Origin of the sequence: Ferviditalea candida (genome assembly GCF_035282765.1) — a bacterium.
Lineage (GTDB): Bacteria > Bacillota > Bacilli > Paenibacillales > KCTC-25726 > Ferviditalea > Ferviditalea candida.
Window position 1 is genome coordinate 1 of record NZ_JAYJLD010000054.1, and the last position, 17,464, is coordinate 17,464.

16 protein-coding genes are annotated in these 17,464 nt (G+C 47.4%); 1 reads left to right on the forward strand and 15 read right to left on the reverse strand.

Annotation, left to right across the window (positions count from 1 at the left end; genetic code table 11):
• Positions 1 to 80: 80 nt before the first annotated feature.
• From VF724_RS19865 to VF724_RS19885, 5 genes are all read right to left on the reverse strand, one after another.
• On the reverse strand, positions 81 to 470 hold the full coding sequence (locus tag VF724_RS19865) for a hypothetical protein (RefSeq protein WP_371755972.1): 390 nt from the start codon (positions 468 to 470) through the stop codon (positions 81 to 83).
• 428 nt (positions 471 to 898) lie between these two features.
• Positions 899 to 3,112, reverse strand: a complete 2,214-nt coding sequence (locus VF724_RS19870; protein ID WP_371755973.1) for a helix-turn-helix domain-containing protein — start codon at positions 3,110 to 3,112, stop codon at positions 899 to 901.
• A 28-nt stretch (positions 3,113 to 3,140) separates the two neighbouring features.
• Complete coding sequence (locus VF724_RS19875; protein ID WP_371755974.1) at positions 3,141 to 3,995, reverse strand: 3-hydroxyacyl-CoA dehydrogenase family protein; 855 nt, start codon at positions 3,993 to 3,995, stop codon at positions 3,141 to 3,143.
• Between the two features lie 274 nt (positions 3,996 to 4,269).
• A complete protein-coding gene (locus VF724_RS19880) occupies positions 4,270 to 4,596 on the reverse strand; it encodes a hypothetical protein (RefSeq protein ID WP_371755975.1) in 327 nt (108 codons plus the stop codon).
• A gap of 165 nt (positions 4,597 to 4,761) precedes the next feature.
• Positions 4,762 to 4,905 carry a hypothetical protein gene (locus tag VF724_RS19885; RefSeq protein ID WP_371755987.1) on the reverse strand — a complete coding sequence of 48 codons (144 nt, stop codon included), beginning with the start codon at positions 4,903 to 4,905 and terminating at the stop codon, positions 4,762 to 4,764.
• Between the two features lie 183 nt (positions 4,906 to 5,088).
• Here VF724_RS19885 and VF724_RS19890 point away from each other — a divergent pair, with 183 nt between their 5' ends.
• On the forward strand, positions 5,089 to 6,870 hold the full coding sequence (locus tag VF724_RS19890; RefSeq protein ID WP_371755976.1) for an acyl-CoA dehydrogenase FadE: 1,782 nt from the start codon (positions 5,089 to 5,091) through the stop codon (positions 6,868 to 6,870).
• A gap of 138 nt (positions 6,871 to 7,008) precedes the next feature.
• Here VF724_RS19890 and VF724_RS19895 read toward each other — a convergent pair whose 3' ends face one another.
• The 10 genes from VF724_RS19895 to VF724_RS19940 all read right to left on the reverse strand — a co-directional run.
• Entirely contained in the window at positions 7,009 to 7,806 is a 798-nt protein-coding gene (locus tag VF724_RS19895; RefSeq protein ID WP_371755977.1) for a carbon-nitrogen hydrolase family protein, read from the reverse strand.
• Positions 7,803 to 7,976 (reverse strand): hypothetical protein, encoded by a 174-nt coding sequence (locus VF724_RS19900; RefSeq protein WP_371755978.1) that lies wholly within the window; start codon positions 7,974 to 7,976, stop codon positions 7,803 to 7,805. Before VF724_RS19900 ends, VF724_RS19895 begins: the two co-directional genes overlap by 4 nt.
• Positions 7,977 to 8,018: 42 nt before the next feature.
• A complete protein-coding gene (locus VF724_RS19905) occupies positions 8,019 to 9,518 on the reverse strand; it encodes a sodium:solute symporter family transporter (protein WP_371755986.1) in 1,500 nt (499 codons plus the stop codon).
• Between the two features lie 217 nt (positions 9,519 to 9,735).
• Complete coding sequence (locus tag VF724_RS19910) at positions 9,736 to 10,629, reverse strand: purine-cytosine permease family protein (protein ID WP_371755979.1); 894 nt, start codon at positions 10,627 to 10,629, stop codon at positions 9,736 to 9,738.
• Positions 10,630 to 10,836: 207 nt separating this feature from the next.
• Positions 10,837 to 11,634, reverse strand: coding sequence for a carbon-nitrogen hydrolase family protein (locus tag VF724_RS19915; RefSeq protein WP_371755980.1), 798 nt, complete (start codon positions 11,632 to 11,634; stop codon positions 10,837 to 10,839).
• Between the two features lie 35 nt (positions 11,635 to 11,669).
• Positions 11,670 to 12,836 carry a M20 family metallopeptidase gene (locus VF724_RS19920; protein ID WP_371755981.1) on the reverse strand — a complete coding sequence of 389 codons (1,167 nt, stop codon included), beginning with the start codon at positions 12,834 to 12,836 and terminating at the stop codon, positions 11,670 to 11,672.
• Positions 12,837 to 12,861: 25 nt separating this feature from the next.
• Positions 12,862 to 13,638, reverse strand: coding sequence for an alpha/beta hydrolase (locus tag VF724_RS19925; protein ID WP_371755982.1), 777 nt, complete (start codon positions 13,636 to 13,638; stop codon positions 12,862 to 12,864).
• A 12-nt stretch (positions 13,639 to 13,650) separates the two neighbouring features.
• A complete protein-coding gene (locus VF724_RS19930) occupies positions 13,651 to 15,270 on the reverse strand; it encodes a class I adenylate-forming enzyme family protein (protein WP_371755983.1) in 1,620 nt (539 codons plus the stop codon).
• A gap of 38 nt (positions 15,271 to 15,308) precedes the next feature.
• Entirely contained in the window at positions 15,309 to 16,073 is a 765-nt protein-coding gene (locus VF724_RS19935; RefSeq protein ID WP_371755984.1) for an SDR family NAD(P)-dependent oxidoreductase, read from the reverse strand.
• Positions 16,074 to 16,146: 73 nt separating this feature from the next.
• Positions 16,147 to 17,464: sigma-54 interaction domain-containing protein (locus VF724_RS19940; protein ID WP_371755985.1), on the reverse strand; the 1,318-nt coding region annotated here is incomplete at its 5' end.

Consider the following 17,464-nt stretch of genomic DNA (forward strand, 5'->3'; position numbering starts at 1 on the left):
ATCCTATGCGGAATTAATTTGCAAAACAACGAAAAAAAGCTGCTTTTTATGCCGATTTAATTTGCAAAACCCCTGCCGGATTAATGTGCAAATTCACAATATTTGGGGGCTACTGTTGTCCCAGATGAAGTATACCTATTCCCGTCAGGATCGGTGGAATAACTTGTGGTACCAGCATAGTAAGCTCTTCCCATGGCCTGGATTAAAACCGACTGATTGCTTGTTAAAAATATTCCAGTATTTGTATAGCCACTTGTTGTTGGGTCTTTGCTTGCGTCTACAACAATAGATGAAGCTTCTGCAGGAGCATTCCCCTGAATGATAGCAAGCGAAAATAGAAAAAAGGAAAGAAACAAGATAGTAGAAACCATCCTAATGGGTCGTAGCCCAAAAGTAAAACCTGCAAGGGTTGTTAATGTAAATTGGCTAATTTTTTGATTCTCCTTGTTGATAACTTTGTAGATACTCATGACTTCCTCCTCCAAATTATTAGCCATAAAAAAAAATTAACCGAATGATCTGCTTCATTAGCGACGATCTTCATTTGCATGTCTAGGTCTCTGTCTGAAAACCGATTCCGAATTTTGATATTTTATTAAATACATCATCATGCAATATGTCCTGTAGTTCCCCATTTTCTCTCCTTTAAAATCATGGTCTTGTAGATATGACATTACTTATTCCCTTCCGATTTATAGAATACGTCTTTAAAGTTTATTTTTTCATGTATTGGTATAAATTGTAATATGTATAATAGACTATATTATTGTTCCTGAAGTACTATTTTTCGACGTATGCTTGCATAAAAACTAAAAACCCGCGTAAAATCAAAAAAGCCCGCACCGTCAGGGTTCGGACCAGACCTGGGATATCAATTTCGTTCATACAATAATTCCGCTTACTCCTTCCTTCCGTCAGCAAAATGCAAATCATACAGCTTGTAGGCCATCATCAAGTTGAAGGATTCATCCGCATCGTCCAAATTCACGCCCAGCAGCTCAGAGATCTTCTCCAAACGGTACATGAGGGTGCTTCGATGAATGAACAGCGCCTCGGCCGTCCGTTTGGCATTTTTATTCAACGACAGGAACACCCGCAGAGTATGAAATAAATCGGTGTCCTTGCTTTTGGAGTACTCGGCCAGCGGGAAAAGATACTTCGCCAGAAACATTTCTTCATTCTTTGATACATTCTTATTGAACAAAACCGTGTAAGCGCCCAATTCCTCAAATACGGCTATCCGGCTTTCCGGATGGCGGTGAACAATGATATTCAGCGTCTGCTGCGCCTGCTTGAAGCTTGTGTAATAATCCTCCAATTTATTAGAGGCGTCCCCTATGCCCAAATGCAGCTTTGCGTCATGGCTTTCATAGTGAACAATCTCTTTGATCCTATCGAATAGAATATTCCAGAAATGCCGAACTCCGTTTTTTTCTCTGCTGCAGGGAACGATCAGCACAAATTCGCCGCTTTTGCGGGTGGTTATAATATCCTTATACATAATGGAAAGATGATCTTTGATTTTGTCCCAGATAAACGTCTTTCTCGCTTCAAAGTCCAGCAGCCCCATCTCTTGTTCTTCCAGCTGGATCGAAAGGGTGCCGATGCGATGGGCCTCAAAGACGTTCCAATTCAGAAGATGGGAATACTCCAGCAGCCTCTCCTTGCTTTCAATCTTCTCGTTCAGAAACTGGTTCACAAAATAATCCTTCAGCTGTTCTTCCGTATCCATGATCAGCTTCTTTTTGATGAATTGAATGGCATAGACGTTGAGCGCATAGTCAAGCGTGATTCTCAGGTTGCTGCTGATTTTCTTCTGATCGGTATATAGGGCCAGATAGCCCAACAAATCACCGCCGCCGATGACGGGCCATATGCCGACATAAGCATCCTCCTGATGTTTGACTCTCAACCACTTCTCTTCGGAACGGATTTTTTGCAGCACATGCTTGGATTCGGAAACCGCCTCAATAACCCGCTCCAAAATATTCTCTTCCGCAACATTAAAGGAAACGGGGCGAAAAAAGCGATCCAGCAGCACAATTGATTTTTGCAGAATATCGTACAGGGTTTCCGTGATCCCGTCGAGCCCCTCGCCGTCAACCGTGTGCTTCACGAGTTTTTTATGGTGCTCCATGAAGCTCTTCAATCTTTTTTTGTCGTTGATTTCATTGCTGTACAAACGGGCATTCTCGATCATCGCCGAAACGTGCGAGGAAAGAAACTGCAGCAGCTCCAGGTCCGAGTCGGTAAAACGCTTGCTTTCGTGAATGACATGCAGCACGCCGATCGTCTTCAGATTGACGACAAGCGGGACCGTTATCTCGCGCCCACCCACTTCCTCCAAATGCGGAAAATACTCCTTGATGCTTTTGTTCTCCTCAACGTTCATGACATCCGGAATGCTCATTTCCCCGAACGCAGGGGGCTGAAAAACAAAGCTGTGCTCATTGTCGTCATATAAATAGATAAACGCCGCTTTGGCGCTCGTCCCATTCCCCGCCTGCCTGACGATTTTGTTGACCAGTTGCTCGATGGAATCGCTTCCAAATACGTTTTCCTTCAGCCACTCGATGCCTTTGATTTTCCGTTTCTGGCTTTCCTTTTCCAAGGCGAGACCCATGGCAACGGCGACATCCTTGCCGAATTCGACGAAGCTTTGCTCCAAATCCATAATGATCGGCACAAAATTGCGGAAGCCGACGATCAGAAAGCCGAAGCTTCTGCCGTCATCCCTCAGCGGAACGGTAAACCAGGTGGTCAGCTTCTCGGCCTGCAGATTGCGGATGAATTGACATTCCTTGTCAAGATCGAGCATTTCCTTCTGCCACCACATGGTTTGCTCGGTCAGCTTGTTTGACACATCCGTTTCAGGAAGGCTCAGCAAATTTTTGATGTCCGTGATTTCGCCCTTCCAAACCTTTGGCACCAAGCTCTGATTTTCATTAAGAATAATGGCAACGAAATCGCAAGTGAATTCAAGCCAAAACAATTCAATCAAATAATTCAAGGTTTCATCCAAAGAATTAAACTTGACGAGTTGACGCGAAGTTCGCCTGAGGTGAGATTCCAACTTTTTTTTCAGTTGTTCGTATTTCTCTTCTGCACTCATGATCGATCAACCCGCTTTTTGATGTGTTTTATTCGTAATCGTACCACCCTGCGCCGGTTTTCTTGCCCAATCTTCCCGCCCTGACTATTCGGCGGATTGCCATCGGCGCTGCAAAACGGCTGTCCTTGTATTCATTATACAGATAATCCATTACATATAAACCGATATCCACTCCCGCAAAGTCCTGCAGGGTAAACGGTCCCATTGGATAGTTCAGACCCAGCGTAACCGCTTTGTCGATATCCTCCGGAGAGGCTACTCCCTCTTCGACCAGACGGATCGCTTCAACAAACTGGGCGACCATGATGCGATTGACGATAAAGCCCGGCGAATCCTTCTTCACCTCCACCGGCTCTTTTCCCAGCACGCTGCACAACTGCCGGATTTGAGCAACGGTCTCATCGCTTGTCTGATATCCCCGCACCACTTCAACCAGCTTCATCACTTGCGGGGGATTGAAGAAGTGCATGCCGGCAACTTGCGACTGGCGACCGGTCGCCTGTGCCAGTTCGGTAATCGACATTGAGGAGGTATTCGTTGCAAGAATAACCCCGGGCCGCAAGATTTCATCCAACTGCTTGAAAATCTGTTTTTTCACGTTCATATCTTCAATGACAACCTCGATGGCGAAATCGACTGCGCCCATTCGTCCGAGATCGGTCGTGAATTGGATGCGCGACAGCACCTCCGCTTTGTCCGCTTCCGACATTTTGCCTTTGCTGATCCTGTTATCCATCAATTTGCTCATTCGATTGCGTGCCGCATCCAAAAGCTGATCATTCAAATCATATAAAATTACATCCAGACCGCTGCTGGCAGCCAAATGAGCGATTCCTCCGCCCATCGTGCCCGCTCCTACAACACCGATTGTTTTCATGTCCACAGTTCCTCCTAAAAGATAGGTAATAGGTAGTCTAACAATGCCTTCCCACTGATCTATCCTGAAGACGGCATGGGAGGTCTATTCATAAATTATAACTTCTGAAGCAAGCTTTTGTTATATGCAAATTGTAGGATAAAACTATGTATTATTCATGTGAATTGCGGATTTGGGCGGATCTGCCATGAAACATCTGGGCAACTTTCAAAAAATACCATCGTTCATATGGGTAGCACACATTTCGGTACGAACGCTCTTTCACCTTATGTCGAAGCGATCACCTGGGACGGAGACGACCAGGAACGGGAACAATGGAAGTCAGACCTTCGTTTTTTTTGGATATCAAGGAAACAGAGGGGTTGGGGGAAAGCCTGAAGATGTGGGGGGCGTCAGATCGGTTCGGCTGCTTGAATTCCCGGGGCGGAACTCCCTCGAATCCTTGGACAAGTCTCTTATATGGTTTTGATTCCTGCGGTGTCGCGGTCAGAAGCTTATTGGTGACTTCCTGATCCCGCCGGAGTGAATCAAGCTTCGTTTCCACACGGTTTACATCCTCACGCATTGAGCGGACTTCCGCTAGAATTTGTTGCAGCACTTCGTCCATGTCTTAGCCTCCGTTGACCAAAAGATTAATGCTCCTGTTCGCAACAGATGTTCTTATCCTATCGTATCATCCTTGCACGAAATGCCGCTCTAAATTATTTGCGAAAATTCAAAAAAACCGTGACGAATTGACTTCGTTTTATCACTGTTGAGATCATGAGTATTTCTACAGATTAGAAAACGAACGCTCCTCGAAAGCCTGATTAATCTCATCGAGGAGATAAAACTCGATCAATTTGGGGATAAACAGCTGTGGAACGGCGTCTCCTTCGACCACCCCGACACTCCGTTGATGAACTGGCGATTCCACTTGGCGTTCTCCATCTGTGTTCCCTCCAGATTTAATTTTAAAGCGCTTACAATAATCATAGTGTACGATTTATTGCATTTTTTTCGTTGATAATGCGGAGTGAAACTTGACTCCAATCCCTTCATTTCAACCGGTTCTTTTGTTAACATGAGGACAACCGTTTTAAAGAGAGGAAGATCGTCGATGAATGAATCGAACCCAACCCCCTTTTCTACAGGAAAGTTTCTATTTGAATATACGAATCCGGAAGCTGTTTTTATTCCTGAAGACTTCACGGATGAGCATCGGATGATTATGGAGTCGGCTGCGGAATTTATGGAGCAGGAGGTCGTTCCGGCGGAAGCCCGAATTGAAAATCACGACTACGGCCTCCTGGTTGAATTCATCCGACAGGCGGGAGAGCTCGGGCTGTTGGGCGCCGATATACCCGAGGCTTACGGAGGACTGGAGCTGGATAAAGTGAGCTCAATGATTATCGGAGAGGCCGTCGCCAAGCAGCCGTCGTTTTCGATTACCATGAGCGGTCATGCCGGTATCGGCTCGCTCCCCATCGTGTTCTTCGGAAACGATAAGCAAAAGCGCAAATATTTGCCTGGGATTGCCGCCGGAACCCAAATCACCGCTTATTGCTTGACGGAGCCTTCCTCCGGCACGGATGCATTAAGCATCGGAACAACCGCAAAGCTGGCGGAAGACGGGCAGCATTATGTGCTGAACGGACAAAAACAATTTATTACGAATGCGGGCTTTGCCGATATCTTCATCGTCTACGCCAAAATCGACGGAAAGCATTTCAGCGCATTTATTGTGGAGCGGGATACGGAAGGACTCCTGTTGGGAACGGAAGAAAATAAAATGGGCTTGAGGGGCACCTCAACCCGCAGCATTATCCTTGAGGACTGCAGGATTCCCACGGAAAATCTGCTCGGCGAAGCGGGAAAGGGCCATTTGATTGCTTTCAATATTTTAAACTTCGGGCGCCTGAAGCTGGCCGCAGGTTCCCTCGGCCTCAGCAAGGAGGTCATTTCGATTTCGGTCAAATACGCAAAGGAAAGAAAACAGTTCAATCAGCCGCTGTCGAGCTTTCCATTGATTAAAAACAAACTTGCAGACATGAATATTCTGACTTATGCGCTGGAAAGCATGGTCTATCGCACCGCGGGTTTAATTGACCAGCAGCTGCAAGCTCTGGATCCCCATCCGCAAACCTACGTTTCGGAAATGATGAAGGCCGCGTCCGAATATGCGCTGGAGGCGTCCGTCAACAAGGTGTTCGCATCGGAGACTATTCAGCACATTGCCGACGAAGCCGTGCAAATTCATGGCGGGTACGGCTATACAAAGGAGTACAGGATTGAACAGATTTACCGTGACGTACGGATTTTCCGGATTTTTGAAGGAACGAACGAAATCAACCGCCTGCTCATTCCGAAGCAGATTATAAAAAAGGTCCGCACTCCGCTGCAGATTGCCGACGACTTTGCCAAGCTGATGAAGGAAGCTGCCGCTTTGAAGCATCCCGAAGCCCCTGCCGGCACCAGTGCCTTGGATCGGGAGAAGCATTTCATCATGCTGGCGAGAAAACATTTTCAATTGGCCATCGGGCATGCGATCACCAAATATGCGGAAGAAATCGATTCCCAGCAGGAGATCGCCGCTGCTCTCAGTGAAATGGCGATCCTGATCTATGCGATGGAGAGCATATGGTTAAGAACCAATCGAAGAGTCGACCGGCTGGGGGAGGAAAAAGCGGTTCACTCCGTGCAGATGACGCAAGTCTTCTGTTATGAGTCCATGATCAAGATTCGCGATTTGACAGAAAACGTGATCATGAACGAAGTTCCCGAGCTGTATACGATGCTGTCGGCAATGAACCCCATCCGCAGCGCAGCCGGAATCAACACGTTTCTCTTAAAAAGAAGCATCGCCGATCGACTCGCAGAGAAAGAAAAATATATCGTGTAAGGCGCATGGTATAATTACAAAAATGAATCGTCGAATACTTCTACAGCAAATCCCCGTCGAGATACGACAGGAATTTGCTGTTTGTTACGATTCCTCCGACCATCGGTTTGTGGAATCCATAGAGGCTTTCAACTTTGTTCAATCACATTCGGCTAAATTCGCGTAGAGTTCCGGACGCCGGTCGTCCAGATATTTCGGAAACCGGCGCGCCATGTTCAAATCCGTCAAATCGATTTGTACCAGGTATCCTTTTTCTTCCTGATTACCCAAAAGTACATGCTTCCCAAATGGATCCGCCACCGAGCTTTCTCCAAAAAAACGTGTGGACTCTTCTGTTCCAATGCGATTTGTCGTAGCAACAAACACTTGATTTTCCACCGCCCGGCATTGAATTTGAACACTTTGAGCATGTTCGAATGGGCTCATATTTGCAGTTGGTGCCAGAATGATTTCCGCTCCCTTTAGAGCCAGTATCCGTGCTGTCTCGGGAAATTCGGTGTCGTAACAAATCATGATTCCGATCCTGCCCATTTCCGTATCCCACACATGAAAGCTTTCCCCGCTTGAAAAATACTTGCTCTCCTCATCCCAAAGATGAATTTTTTGATAGGTCCCCAAAATGCTTCCATCATGGTTGATCAGACAAGCGGAGTTGTAAATCAGTCCGTCTCGCCGTTCGGGAAAACCAAATACGGTCATTAGTTTGAACTGTCTCGCCCAATCCGCAACTTGTTGTATGCTGGAACCCGTTTCATCCTCACTCAACTCCGCGGTTCTGTCCCTCGTAAAATAGCCTGTCAGACAGAGTTCCGGAAACAAGATCAAGTCCGCTTGGCCTTGCGCCGCTTGTTGCATGAAGCGATGCATTTTTTCCAAATTTGCTTGCTTATCATACAGGATCGGCTCCATCTGGGCCAAAAACAGCTTTACGTTCATTGTCCTTCACCCATCTCAACATGTGTTTCCGGCCTGCTGTTGGAGCCTCGACTCAAGGACCGCATCTGCATGAAAATCTCCCGAATGACGACAACAGCAATAAACAACATTCCGGCTGCACCCCAAATGAAAGTGAACCAGTAGTAAAAGTTGAACATCAATTCAGACATAGGTTGTCCCCTTTCCTACAAATTCATATTTAACAGGGATTATCAAAGCATTACCTTGTGTTGCGGTTGATAATCTTTGAGGGTTTCAAAATTGTAACGTGTCTTTGCGAAAGGAAGTGAAACCAAAATAATCACCAAGGGAATGATCAAGGCCAATATATTGCCGATAAACCAGTTCAAGTCCTCATCATTAATTAGAAAATACGCCAGCAGTCCGGAAAGGACCCCCGCCACCACGGATAATAACGCTACCTCCCTGTTTAGTCGGGAGGACCATAGACCTACAACAAAAGCTGCCGTTGGTGCGGCAAAAAGGATTCCGCTGAAAATGTCAATTTTCAAGAGTGAAACCCCTTCCAAAAACGCAGCGGAGATTCCAATAACGATTCCCATAACAACCGTGATTTTTTGACCAAACTTTGTTTGCTGTTTTTCCGTTGCCGTCTTATTGATATATCGTTGGTAGAAGTCAACGGTAAACATGGCTTGAACCCCTGCCAATCCGTTGCCTCCGGTAGTTAACCCGGCCATGAAAATCAAGATCACGAAGGCGATGCCGCCAAATGCCCCGAGGAAATGCTGAAAAATATACGGTGCCGCGCCTGACGCCAAAGAAAGTTGATCGGACGTAACCTTCAATGCATATACGCTTCCCCCAACCACATTTCCAAATATGATGGGCAGTGGCAACCATGCCAAAATAGTCCCAATCAAGTAAGCCCAAAAAAGACTTCTCGTACTGGATGCCGCTGCCGCCGTTGAATAATATCCTTGACTCAGAATGACCTGGCCCATGGCGACGACCACTGCGGTAAATCCATATCGCAATCCGGCTGTACTGAAGAAGTCCAGCGCCTCGGGATTATAATTAGGGTTGTCCTTGTTGAGGCTGGCATCAAGCAAACCATTGAACATTGTTGATAGGCCAACCTCTTTAACGATGAGCGGCACAATCAGAAACACTATGAAAATAATGACGAAAAACTGAAAAACAGAGTTATAAATCGACCCGCGTAAACCGGCCATTGCAATATATACTGCAAAAAGCACCGCAGACAGTACTGCAATCAATTTATAATTCATCCCAAAGGTAAATTGGAACGCATACGCGATCCCAACAGCTTGTTCCACGGTAACATAGAGGACCAAGGCGATTCCAAATACAAAAAACACGTTGGCCAATTTTGTTCCAAAACGTTCCCGGATAAATTCAATAAAAGTCGTTGTCCTCGGCATGATTTTTCTTAGCCGCAGTGCAACCGGTATGAAGATTATAAACGGTACGATCGCTCCCCAACCGTAGTTGAATCCTCCGCTAACTCCATACCATACTCCCGCTTCCGAGGCCCCCATAATGGTCAACGTCCAAACCCATGCCACAAAGACGCTGGCCGATACTAGCCCGAACGGAACTTTTCTGCCGGCCGTAAGCATCTCATCGACACTGTTGAGGGAAAACCGCCTGTTGATATACCTGGAAATCAGTAGAAGGATAACTGCAAACAAAGCAAAAATGAAGTACCCCATAAACGCGCCCGTCATACTCAAAAAACATCCCACCTTTTCATAACGAATTGTGAAGAAGTATTGGGAAAGCTCAAGAACTTGATGAGAGACAAAGAAGCAGAGGACTTAATAGCGGAGCTTGCGGAATGGATTTTGTCCATTATTTGTCCATGGTACTATTTCGCTACGTTAAATGCATTAGACAGAATGTAAATATTTTATCGCAATATATTTACATTTCTGATAATTGTGTTTATTTTGGCGTGGGTGCTCCGCAGCCGTTACAGGCGCTTTGCAAGGCTGACGCCAATAGGGCCACCGGATATCGCCAGGTGACCCTCTTAAAACCAATTGCGACAGCGACGGTCAAGGAAATAAGACCTGTCGGGTTCCAGCGATATAAAAACGGCCTGCGATATTCAATAAAATCGGCAGGACCCAATCTCAGCCACTTTTTACAGATAAAATGATCGGTTAAAATGATGAAAATCCACGTATTTGTCAAAATGCCGGTAATCGCCAGCCAAGTGTTTAAGTACTGCAGGATATTGAATGTATAAAAAATAGTTCCCAAGGCATAAACCAACACCATCCACCATTGTCTTCCCGGGGTAAAGCGGAAGGCCAGAGAAAATGTATTGGACAGCGCTAAAGAGCCGGAGTATAAATTCATCACATTGATCCGGATTTGCGTTACGACGACAAACAGAACACCCCATATACCCATCACGGTCGGATATACAAAGCCTGAGTCGGAAGCCAATAAAGCTGCATTCCCTCCGCCAATTGTCGGCATAATCGTATAGGCGAACAAAGGACCGATCAGGATGGTCAAGAACATGGGAATCAGCATCCCGATCATACTTAAAAAACCGCCTTTATAACCGGCTTCTTCCTTTGCGAATCTCCCATAATCGGTTGCCATCAATCCCTGGAAAACCATTTGTCCGTTCACGATCATAAAAGCTGTCCATAATTGGTTCCTCGAAAACGGGATTTCCGATACCCATTGCGACGGATCGGCGATCATGTAATGATTGATTAACGTCATGATACTAATTCCAAGCAGGACCCCGTAAATGAGCACACCCCAGGTCTGGAGGATCTGAAGCGCCTTCATCCCATACCAGACAAACCACAATTTCAATAAACCCAGCAATGCAAATATTAATGTTCCCTATTTGACGGCCCTCTCAACCACTAGAAATAAATTTCATTCGTTCCCCCACCCATACGATATTGTCAGTAATCTTCTTATCTATATTGTACTTAAACATTCAGTCAATAACTGTCGAATTGTGGGGGGCGGAAAAAGTTTGCGGTAAATTGTCGATGGGAGGCTCGGCGTGCAAGCTTATCGTAAAGCAGGTCTGCTCAGCAGGTCCCGCAAATAAGGGATTTCCCTCCTTTGCTTGATGACATCGGACAGCTGCAAATCGGCGACAATCACCTGATCCGGTTGAACGGCTTCAGCCAGTACTTGTCCTTTCGGATTGACGATTCTGCTTGTTCCGCAAAACTCGGTTTGTCCCTTTTCAATACCCGAACGATTGGCGGCGATCAGATAAACCCCGTTTTCCAATGCCCTGGATCGGGTTGCGATGTCCCATGCATAGAGCCGGGGCATTCCAAAAGCCGAGGGATATACGATGATGTCGGCTCCCTTTTGACTTAGTGTGCGGGCTGCTTCGGGAAATCCCACATCATAACAAATCTGCATGCCCAGGCATCCGAACTCTAACTCAAAAACCGGATATTCGCCGCCTCTGCAAAATCTCGTCAATTCTGCGTTCCATAAGTAAATCTTCCGGTAAGAGCCGATCAGCCCTTGCGGTCCCGTTATAATGGCCGTATCATAGACAACTCCTTTCGGGCTGCCTTGCTCCATGATACATCCGACCAGATAAATGTCATGTTCCCTGGCTTGCTCCATCATCCAATCCGTTGTCGTTCCCGGGATCGGCTCGGCCAAATCCGGATCCTGCTCCTCCACGCGATATCCCGTATTAAACAGTTCGGGCAGAACAATCAGTTTGGCCCCTAGACTAACCGCCTCCGCAATCAATTGTCCGGCCTTTGATAAATTTTGTTGCTTATCCCCCAGAATGCAATTCATCTGTATGGCTGCAGCTCTCAAGGTTGCATCAGTCATGCTTTCCCTCCGTTCTGATGAACACCCGCACCGGCTTATTGGTTTTCAAAATAATTGCGGGCAAATTTGGCATAGTATTGAATTGATTCAAGATATTTATCGATTTCCACATATTCATCCGGCTGATGCGCAAGCTTCTCGTCGCCCGGTCCGTAAATGATGATCGGCAGCCCGGTTGCCGGAGCGAAGACTGAGCCGTCCGTATAGTAATTGACACCCTTCGGCTCACTGAGATGGCCTTTGATTTGCTGATTCGTCCGAACAGCCGTGTCGACCAAAGGATGGCTGCGGTCAGTCGAAATCGATTGGCGATCATTGACGACGCGAATTTCCGCGCGGAAATGCTCCGTTGCTGCTTCCAGCTCCTCAAGAATGGCTTTGATTTCCCGGAAAATTTGTTTATGCTCCATTTCCGGTATGGTCCGGATATCGACAGTCAGCACGCAGCGGTCCGGAACCACATTAGTTTTGATGCCTCCGGAAATGGTGCTAATATTTAACGTAGGCTCTCCCAGCAGCTGGTGCTTTTCCGCATAGGAGAACGAATACTGCTGCAGCCGGTTGATGATTTGATTCATATGCACAATCGCATTGATTCCCTGGTCCGGCATCGAGCCGTGCGCTGTCTTGCCGTAGGTTGTAATTTCCAGCCACAGCGCGCCCTTGTGCGCAATAAAGACTTCCCCGCTGGTCGGTTCGCCGATCACAATCGCTCCCGCGGCCGAAAAAACATTCTCGTCCATAAAGGCCTGCGCCCCGAGACAGTCCACTTCTTCACCGGCAGTTCCGGCAAAAATGATATCGCCGGGAAATTCGGCTCCTGCGGCATGAAGTGAAATCATCGCCTCGATCATAGCGGCCACTCCGCTCTTCATATCGGAGGCGCCCCTGCCGTATATTTTCCCGTCTATTTCTTCGCCGGAAAAGGGGTCTGCTATCCAGGGATTTTCCCCTGCCGGAACGGTATCCAAATGTCCGCTGAAGACCAGTGCCGGTTTGCTGCCGCTGCCTTTTAACCGAACGATGATATTGGCGCGGTTTTCATCCAGCCTGATGATTTCGTTGTCCAAGCCGTATTTTTTAGCACGCTCCGCGATTACATCCGCAACCCATCTTTCATTCCCGGGCGGGTTCACACTGTTAATTTGAATCAGCCGCTGCAAAAACTCCACGGCTTCCCGTTGTTTCATACTATTAGGCATCTTGCTTCATCTCCTTCTATCAGTTTCACAGCTTTTGGGTGAACCATTCGCTTAATACCGGATCCATCGCTTCGCTGAAAAGATGCGCTTCCCGCTCCAAAATCTTAATTTGTTTGTCCTTCGAGCCCAAGGCTTCATGCAGCTGCAGGCTGTGCTGATAGGGAACCGCCTGATCCGCATTGCCGTGAATGATCAGGAATGGCTTTTGGACGCTGCGCGCGCTCCCCAATATGTCGTATTTCAGCAGATCCTCTACAAAGAATGGCGACAAGCTGTATTTTTTATTGTAAAAATCGCGGATCGTCTGTTTGTCGAGCGCCTGCTGCCACAGCTCGGGCCCAATAATAATCTGCTTGAAATTTTCCTCCAAACGCGAAACGGGAGCCAGCGCGCAAACCGCTTGAACATCGGGATTCAATGCGGATAAATGCGTCACCAGGGCTCCGCCCAGACTGTGGCCGATCAGCCCGATTCGCTTTTCATCCGCTTCAGGCAGCGCCTTAATCCAAGAAATCACAGTGTCAGCATCCTGCAGCCATCCGGTGAAATGGGTATCTGTTTCGAATTCGCCTTCGCTTTCACCTGAGCCGATATAATCAAAACGAACGACCAGGAAACCCTGATTGCGCAATTTTCTGGCCATTCTTACACCCATTCGGTTGTCAGAGGTCTTATTCGCGGTAAAGCCGTGGCAATAAACAACCACCGGCCGCTTCCCGCCGGCCTCCGCAGCCTCTGGGAAATGAACGATTGCCGAGATGTTTTTGGCATCCCTGCTTTCAATCCAAAAAAGCTGTTCCATGGTATAACCCCTTTAGCCATTCATTCTTTTTTCATCGTTGTGCATCGTTTCGCGCAGCAGGCTTTTCAATATTTTGCCGCCCGGATTACGGGGGAGCTCCGTACAAAATTCCACGATTTCCGGCACTTTATAATCAGCCAAATGCGCCCGGACAAACTGTTTGAACTCTTCCGCGGCAACTGTGGTTCCAGGCTTCGGTACGATCACCGCTTTGACCCTTTCGCCAAATACGGGATCCGGAACGCCGACAACCGCAGCTTCGAATACTTTCGCGTGACTGTATAGTAAATTTTCCACCTCGATGGAAAAAATCTTTTCTCCCCCACGGTTGATCATATCCTTGGAACGGTCCATGATATAAATGAACCCGTCTTCATCCTTCATGGCAAGATCACCGGAACGCCAATAATCGCCGGCAAAGGACTTTTTATTCGCCTCGTCGTTGTCCCAATAACCGGCTACAACATTCGGGCCTTTAATCCACAGTTCTCCAACCTCGGACGGCCCGCATTCCTGCCCCCGCTCATTGACAAGCTTGAGCTCGATGACCGGAATCGGATAGCCTACGGATGAAAGCTTTTTCTCCTGATAATGCAGCGGCATGACCGTGGTCGGCGATGTCGTTTCCGTGGCGCCGTATGCGTTGTGAAGATGAACCCCGGGAAACTCCTGTTTGAGCTGATGGATCGTTTGCGGGGACATGGGAGCCCCTCCGTAGGCCAATACCCTCACTGTCTCATAAGTATACGCTTTAAACAAGGGATGGGACATGATGATGACATATATGGTCGGAACATTAAAGGTAAACGTGATTTTTTCCTCCGACAAAAGCCGTATGAATTCATCCGCCTTAAAGCGCCTCATCAATACATTTGTACCGCCGACATAAATCATGTGAACAAGCTGGCCCACCAATCCGGTTACATGGAAAAGCGGCACGGCATCCAGCGAACGGTCCCGTTCGGAGGTTTTCAGGATTCGGGCATAGCACATGACCGAATGAATAATCCCGAGGTGACTGCCTACGGCCCCTTTCGGAGTCCCGGTTGTGCCCGAGGTATACATAATGTACAGGGGGTCCTCTTCATGAACGGCTGCGGATGGCGCCGGTTCTGCCGGGGACGTCAAAGCCTCGAAGGCGGTAAACCCGTCCATCTGCCCTCCGACGCTAAATTTGTGCCGGATTGAAGGCGATATTTGCTCAGCATGCTCAACATTGCCGGCAAACTCCATATCCGCTATCAGAATCGACGAGTTGGACTGTTTCAGCATAAAGGCAATTTCCTTTTGCGCCAGCCTCGTATTTAAGGGGACAGCAATCGCGCCAAGCCTCGAACAAGCAAAAAAAGCAATAACAAATTCGATGCAATTGTCGAGCAGAAGAGCTACCCTTTCGCCTTTTCTGATTTGATATTGATGATATAGATGTGCCGCCGCATTCTCTGTAAACTCCCACAGCCGCCGATACTGGATTCTTTCATTTCCCATGACCAAAGCCTCCCGTTCCGGAAAACGGGAAACCGTCCATTTCAGTACATCTGTCAAATTCGTCGGGCGGTTGGAAAAGACCAGCAGATTGCGTCCAAAGGCTTGCTTTCGGGTTATCCCGGCTTTTTCCTGGTCGTTCCACATCTTTTTTCCTCCTTCCTCAAAATAGGCAGCCCCTACAGCTACCTGGCGAGCCAACCGCCGTCCACATAAAGGATTTGACCCGTTACATATGCTGAGGTATCGGAGGCAAGAAATACAACCGGTCCTGCCAAATCTTCCAATTCGCCGATTCTTCCAAGCAGTGTGCTGCTGACGATTTCGGAATATCGTTTCGGATCGCTCATCCATTTTTCGGTCATGGGCGTTTTGATATAAGCTGGTCCGATCCCGTTAACGGTAATTTGGTAAGGCGCCAGTTCAGCCGCCCACACCTTCGTCAACTGGTTGATGCCTCCCTTGGATGCCGCATAGCTCGTTTGATTTGGCAAACCAATGCTGCCGAGAATCGATGAAACGTTGATGATCCTTCCCTTGTTTCGTGTGATCATATGGCGTGCGACCGCTTGACCGACAAGAAATATTCCCTTGAGATTGGTGGCAAGAACCTGATCCCAGTCCGCTTCCTCAACCTCTGTCAACGGTTTGCGAATATTCATTCCCGCATTGTTTAACAAAATATCAATTTTCCCAAAATGTCCGACGACCTCAACAACGATTCTCGCTACCTGAGCTTTGTCAGTGACATCGGCCTGAAAAAATTCCGCCTGCATTCCTTTCTCCTTAAAAGCGCGGACAGCGTCTTCCCCATCCTGGGGGTTTCTTCCGACAATCGCCAAATCTGCTCCGTAATGCCCCAAGGCCATGGCCATACCAAAACCAATCCCTTTGCTTCCTCCCGTAACCAAAGCTGTTTTGCCGGCAAGATCAAAACTTGGTATTTCCATTTGGATCCCCCCAAACTTTATATTTCACCTCTATTCTTTAATGCAATTTTTATGCCATATTTTTTGAAAGCGATTACACATCTTCCGTCGAAAGAACCTTTATGTTCAATCTCTGAATTTTTCTTACCAGGGTGGATTGGTCAATGCCAAGCGCGCTGGCCGTTTTTCTTGTTGTTTTATATTTTTTCAGGCTTCTTGACAGGATTTCCCTTTCGACATCCCTCATGATCTGCTTCAAAGGACGGTCGATTTCCAATGTTTGTTCTTCCCGGGAAAACATTTCACTGGGAACATGCTCATACGAAATCTCATCTTCTTCGGTGATCACAATCAATCTTTCTATGAAATTTTCCAATTCCCGTATATTTCCCGGCCACGGATAGTTTTTCAAATTGTTCAGCAGATCAAAAGACAGTTTTTTTTGCATGCCGTATTTCTGATTCATTCTATGCAGAAAAAAGTAAGCAAGCGGGATGATGTCGGCCGTCCGTTCACGCAGCGGAGGAATCCGGATCGGCACAATATTCAGGCGGTAATACAAGTCCTGCCGGAATGTCCCCTCCTTTACCATTTGGTTCAGATCCCGGTTTGTGGCAGAGATGACACGCACGTTAACCTGAACGCTTTTCGTCCCGCCCACCCGGGTCACTTCCCGGTCCTGCAGCACGTGCAAAAGCTTGACCTGCAGGTCCAAAGGCAGCTCGCCGACTTCATCCAGAAATAAAATGCCGTTGTTGGCCAATTCAAACATCCCCTGCTTGCCCCGGCGGTTAGCCCCGGTAAACGCACCCGCTTCATATCCGAACAGCTCGGACTCCAGAAGCTCACGGGGAATTGCCCCGCAGTTCACTTTGATGAAAGGCCCTTTTTTCCGGTTACCCTGCTCATGAATCAATCGTGCAATCACTTCCTTGCCCACACCGGATTCCCCCAATATTAACAAGGTGGAATCAACCTGGGCGACGCGCGAGGCCAGGCTGACAATTTGCTGCATTTCCGCGCTGTGGGCAACCATGCCTATGGATTCATCGGCCTTTTGCCTGAGCATGGTAAGCTCGGAGTAGTATTTTTCCGTCAATGCCTTCGTTTTCTCCAAATCCTGTTTGAGCGTATTCAATTCGGAAATATCCCGTATATTGGTCACGACATTGATCAGCTCGCCTTTCTCGTCGAAAACGGGATTGCCGGTAACAAGAACTTCCTTGCCTCGCACACTTTGAACGATCGTCGTCGGCTTTTTGGTCGTGAGAACCTCCAGCGTCACGGACCTCGAAACAATTCCTTCTTCCACGACCTCCCTCAATAAATTAATGTTTTCTTCGTTTTTCTCGCTTTTACGCATGTTTTCATCTTTGACGCACGAAGCGCTTGAGGATAATATTTGACGAAGA